The organism is Nostoc sp. ChiQUE01b (genome assembly GCF_034531255.1).
Lineage (GTDB): Bacteria > Cyanobacteriota > Cyanobacteriia > Cyanobacteriales > Nostocaceae > Nostoc.
This window is the reverse complement of record NZ_JAVRBM010000167.1, coordinates 1-5,143: the sequence shown is the minus strand read 5'-3', so window position 1 is coordinate 5,143 and position 5,143 is coordinate 1. Positions and strand designations below refer to the sequence as shown.

The 5,143-nt window shown below is 42.6% G+C and carries 7 protein-coding genes; 2 read left to right on the top strand and 5 right to left on the bottom strand.

What is annotated here, in order from left to right:
- The 5 genes from RMY63_RS41025 to RMY63_RS41005 all read right to left on the bottom strand — a co-directional run.
- On the bottom strand, nt 1-2,768 hold a 2,768-nt coding region (locus RMY63_RS41025), incomplete at its 3' end, for an AAA family ATPase (RefSeq protein ID WP_322734163.1).
- On the bottom strand, nt 2,762-3,076 hold the full coding sequence (locus RMY63_RS41020) for a hypothetical protein (protein WP_190971581.1): 315 nt from the start codon (nt 3,074-3,076) through the stop codon (nt 2,762-2,764). The genes RMY63_RS41020 and RMY63_RS41025, both read right to left, overlap by 7 nt.
- A gap of 26 nt (nt 3,077-3,102) precedes the next feature.
- Nucleotides 3,103-3,573, bottom strand: coding sequence for a hypothetical protein (locus RMY63_RS41015; protein ID WP_322734162.1), 471 nt, complete (start codon nt 3,571-3,573; stop codon nt 3,103-3,105).
- Nucleotides 3,574-3,762: 189 nt separating this feature from the next.
- The gene (locus tag RMY63_RS41010) at nt 3,763-4,074 is read right to left on the bottom strand and encodes a hypothetical protein (RefSeq protein ID WP_322714899.1); all 312 of its coding nucleotides are present in this window, start codon (nt 4,072-4,074) and stop codon (nt 3,763-3,765) included.
- 104 nt (nt 4,075-4,178) lie between these two features.
- Nucleotides 4,179-4,385: a hypothetical protein gene (locus RMY63_RS41005; protein WP_012412959.1), complete on the bottom strand. Its 207-nt coding sequence runs from the start codon at nt 4,383-4,385 to the stop codon at nt 4,179-4,181.
- 201 nt (nt 4,386-4,586) lie between these two features.
- Between RMY63_RS41005 and RMY63_RS41000 the strand changes: the two genes are divergently transcribed.
- Both RMY63_RS41000 and RMY63_RS40995 read left to right on the top strand, forming a co-directional pair.
- Entirely contained in the window at nt 4,587-4,712 is a 126-nt protein-coding gene (locus RMY63_RS41000; RefSeq protein ID WP_322734161.1) for a hypothetical protein, read from the top strand.
- Nucleotides 4,713-4,754: 42 nt separating this feature from the next.
- Entirely contained in the window at nt 4,755-4,979 is a 225-nt protein-coding gene (locus RMY63_RS40995; protein ID WP_322734160.1) for a hypothetical protein, read from the top strand.
- Nucleotides 4,980-5,143: the final 164 nt, after the last annotated feature.

The following is a 5,143-nucleotide window of genomic DNA, read 5'->3' as shown; positions in this document are numbered from 1 at the left end:
ACATCAGTCCATATAAATTGATTTTTTATTGTTTGTGAGAAATTCGCGTTAATGCAATCGACATAATATTTAGAAAATTCTGCCACCCAGGTGAATTTGTCGCCGTGAATTTTCTTGAACTTATCTCGCGTGGCTTGTTCTTCTCTACTATTAGCGACCAACGCCAGCAGGGGATACGAGGGATAATAGCGGCAGCAAACATATTTGTTGTTGTAGTCCAACAGCCACAAAGTGTATAGCTGCTGAATATTAGGGACAAAGCTTTCGTTTTTATCGATAATTTCTCTAGGGATGCCCAGCAACTCAGAGAAGCTATTAGCCGCGCCTGGGACAATTCGTCCAATCAACCGTAATGGCATATTTTGTAATATTTGTTCTCCTGCCTCCGATTTGGCGATAGAGATAACGTCCTGCGCTGCCAGAAACACCCGGCAGCCTTGCTTTCGAGCCGTAGCGCATTTACGACCTGCAAGCCGCGACAATGCGGAAAATCCCAGCAATACGCTAGCCTCATCCATAAAGAACACGCTGTTGGGCGAGGAAAGGGATTGACGGGACGCGGCGATATATGCACTCATCCCGAACACTTCTGCATCCTTGCCTGATTGCAGATTAGTCAGTGCAAAGGTAATCAACTGGCTATCAGCCTGGAAGGTTGAAGGCTTGCAGATAGCGCTACCGATACTACTAGCTTGCCAGTACTGTAACCGCAAGCGGATGTAATTTAACGCTTTTTTTACATTGTCATCCTGATAGCCTAAATAAATGTACGCAAGCGAGAAGAATTTCTCCATATCTGCCAATGTTGGGGTATTCGCCCACTCTGGGGTGTTTATCCCTGCTTTTCGCGCTAATTCAAATCGCTCCTTTATGTCGGCATCTTCGTAAAAGGCTTTTGTACCCAAAGGGATTACAGATTCAATAGTTTGTGATAGTAAGCCATCAAACTTTTGTGTTCCTAAAACTAATTGAAGTACGATTAAATTAATATCATTTCGATGGGCTTTTGTCCTTTCCTCCCACTGCGATTCAGGAATCTTTGATAGGTCTAGCGGTTGTACAAGGTTGTTTGATTCCTTAGAGATATCAAAGTAAAACCCATTAAAGTAGGGCGTGAAGTCTCCAAAGGTTCCTGAACCATCATCATTTGGCAAGTCAATCATTAATACTGACATTCCCAACGCCAAGCATTGATAAATAATAGAGGCAATTATTACCGATTTCCCACTCCCGGTAGTGCCGATTACCATCATGTTTTTCGGCTTTGATAGGTCAATGTGAACCGAGGATTGACCCTCGTGTGCAACTAATTCAAAGCCTTGTTTATCGCCATGCGCTGTTTGAACGACTGGCGTTAAACCAATTACTTCACTGGCAAAGAAAGTGGCGCGTCTGTTGAAAGGAAAAGTCAGCTGCGGTCGCTGTCTCAACAGCAAAGTGTCAAGCCAGATTGACCATGTATATTGCATTTCTCTAATCAACTCAGCAGGTTGATTGATATAGCCTGAAATCAGCCTGCAAGCGTCGTCGATTTCGGAAGGAGAATTGCGATAAACAAGGATTATGACAGCTACATTTTCCGGGACATCACCCGTGTAAAGCTGCTTCTGAGCATCGACTGACCGCTCCGTATTAATTTGCGCTCCTACGTCAATAGTCTTTTTGCTGGCGCTAGCGGAGGCATTTATTGACCGCCTCGTAATCAATTGTTGGGTAAGCCTAATCATTTTTTGATCGGCTGGGCTAATCTCTGTTATTATCTCGACATCATAAATAACCTCGCGTGAGAATACGTCCCATAAAAAGCGTACTTGCTGATGGGTTGAAGCAAATACCTCTGGTTTTTGAGCAAGCGTCATTACACCGATATACTTCTTTTTGTCAGTACTCTGATGGGGCAAACATACCCAGCGCCTATCAGCGTGGGGTATGCCGTTATTCAGAAGTACGGATGTAGCGTGTAATTGGTCGTTATACCGCGATGGGTTGGGTGCGGCTTCGTTAATCTCCTCCCTTAATTCACCAGTATCATAAACCAGAGCATGGGGCACTTTTACAGCCTTTGCACCCATTCTATCAACTAGGTCGCCCCACAATTGCTTGTCTGATTTTGGCGAGGGGAACAAGCCCATCTCAGATAGTATTTGTTGATGGCGCAAAGAGACAATTATCGCTTTTTCAAGAACTTGAATTAAGTTTTTTGTTGTGAGTTCGGTCGCTCCTGTTGGGGTGAATTTGCGCTGTAAAAAGTTCGCCAGCTTAACTATCGCTCTATCTACCGCGTCACCTCCTTCGGTACCTCCTGGGCGGACAGTAAAAGTCGTGTAAATACTGAGCTTGATATCCTTGCGCTGATGATTACGCGTCAGTTCTTGCATCCGCGCAACCTGCCCCCAATCCAAAAATTCTGTCTCTTGAGATACAGGGCTATCTAGTCTCTGGCGATAGCTTTCAATCACTTTGTCTTCGTCGCAAAACGAAGACCATCTAAACGTGAATTTCTCACCCTCGGAGAACTCTTTACAGCCGTTCTCAAAAGCCTTGACACTCGCCTCTAGTCTCTCTGATGAATTAAACAGTGGGTGAAAGCCAGTGCATTCATATCCGAATACTAGTTGCAGGGTGTTATTTGTGTCGCTTACTTGTTTTTTGCTCAATAAGTAAGCTCCAATTTGATAGTTCCCCTTTTTTAGTTTTACTAAAGTTGCTAAGTCTAAAAAGTCTTCAAAGGGAACTATTTTTTGATTACGAATACTGTTTTTTACCATAGCTTAGGCATTTTCTTGAAACCCGCCCTTTTTTTGTTTTGGGGCGAAGTATATCTGATATAGCCGCGAGTGAAAGTTGGAACGCTTGGGAACACTCTTGACCAGAACAAGTAAGGACGCTTGCCAGATAAAACTATCACCGTGGCACTCAACCAAACACCAGCCAGCAGTCCCCAAACTATTCCTGCCCCAAACATAATCGCTATGATGAAGCCTACACCAAACATAAATAAGGCGACTGCAAACTGAAAGCCAGTAAAAATGCCTATTGTTGCATTTTGACCAAGTGACTGATTCACCCGTTTCATGGGCGATTTATTGTACTCGCTCATCACTAACAAGCGGCTGTAACGCCGTTAAATAAGATACTTTGAGCAATCCAAAGCACCAGGATTATGAAAAACACGCCTACGGGCTGTTGAACCATCTGCGTTACTTCCTGCCCTTCACCAATGCCGTTGGCAACCTTAAGCCCAGAAGCCACAAAGTATACAAATAAAAGCACTGTGATGGTTGCATTGATCACTGCGGGAAGTGCTTTAATGGCAGTACTAGCTGCCGCTGCACCACCGCCACCAATACCACCAGCGCCGCCGAACATACAAGTCATTGCTGTCTGAGCGGAATCAAATAAGCCCCACCCATAAGAGGGCATTGACTGCATGACAATGATTGTCGCCGTACCTGCCGCGTAAACGTGATGCTGATACTTGCGCCCAATCGCCGCGCTAGCCTTAGCCAGAACTTGAGTTTGTGTTCTTCGCACAGAATTATTAGATGCCAAGGCAATTACTCCTTTTTTCATTGTTCTAGGAAAAATCTAAAAATCACCTTATTACCGAAGTTGGAAGTAACAAAAAATCTACTAGTTTGCCAACCCAAAATTGCGCTTGTGGAGGTCGGCAGAGGAGAGATTTGACAAGTTCTTTCCCCCCTGCCCCTCCGCACCTCTGCCCCTCTGCTTGCCACCACGCAAAGTTTGTGTGGCGAAGCACTACTTCCAACTTTCCACTTCTGACTTGTTTAATGCTCTTTGTTGAAATTCACTTTCTATGTCAGCTAAAGTATGCTCCCTAGCTAGTGAGCGAATTTCCTGAAGTACTGTAATGTGACACTCGTATAGCTTTGCATAGCCATCTAGACCACCTGTTTTTTTGTTGGTGAACTTCTGGAACTCTGGCAAGTACTTCCGAGCGATATTCAAGTATGCTTGTAGTTGTCTTGCAGAAACCTTTGGCTTTAACATCGCCGCAACTTCTGGTCTTGTTAGTTCTTCATTTTGCCAGGTAAACCTCCCTATCCCCATGACTCTGAGAACTTCTTGGAACTTCTAACTATACATAAAATACCCGCCTTTTTCGTGGCGGGGGAGTGTCATTTTAAAAAATATTAGCGGTCACAAAAAACTGGTTAAAGATAAGAATTGAGCGCTTTTCCTTCCCGTTCCCACTTTTCATCTAAAAGACGACAAGCTACGCGAACAACATTCTGAGGATTCCGTTTATGTTCTCCTGGCATATTCCAGTTCCGGGTAGTGTATTCACTTTCGTACCCCAAAACCAGGGCAAGCTCTCGATAACTTAATTTCCACTTCTTCTTAAACTCTATTGGGTGCATAGTATTTATTTGATACTTGCATAAAGAACTTATTTAATATTTATAACATAATTAGTTAGTCAATTCTTTATAATTTCCTTTGGAGAGATAAATCAAGTTTTATATTTGCTTATCTTAATATTCTTCTAAAAAATATTAGCTATTCTAGGGTTTATCCAATTTATCTATAATATAGATATTCTCTTTTAAACAATTAATTTTATGTCCAACACAGATGCTAATTTTCAGCAGCTATTCCAGCCCACAAGTCAAGTTAATAAAGATAACGAAAATCCCACGCTATTAGTCAATCGCCTAACTCCCACTGATGACCAAATCAAAGACTAGCTACAGTCACCACAAATCAAACAGTGGCTTACAAAACTACTAATGGGCATACCGAATAATCTCAAGATAGAAGCGATAAATACCATAATCAAAAATGTTATACAAAATCCAGACAAAGACTCTCGAGTACAATTCGGTAGTTCAACTATTGGAGTCGATGTTTTACGGTGGCAGCTTTGGGCATCCTATAAATTACCTTACGCCAGTGGAATCAAAACTCCTGATTGCCCCTACACTTTGAAAAAACATTTGGATACTCCCGACTAACTTCTCAGATTACATAATCCCGAAGTTTCATTAAATTCCCACACAATACCCGATCTATTCTTACCAAAACTACCATGCTTAACTGCGAACTGAGAATTGCTTCCACTATCTCATACCATTTCACGAAAAATTTGATGCAAATAAAGCATCAAGAATAAAATCCC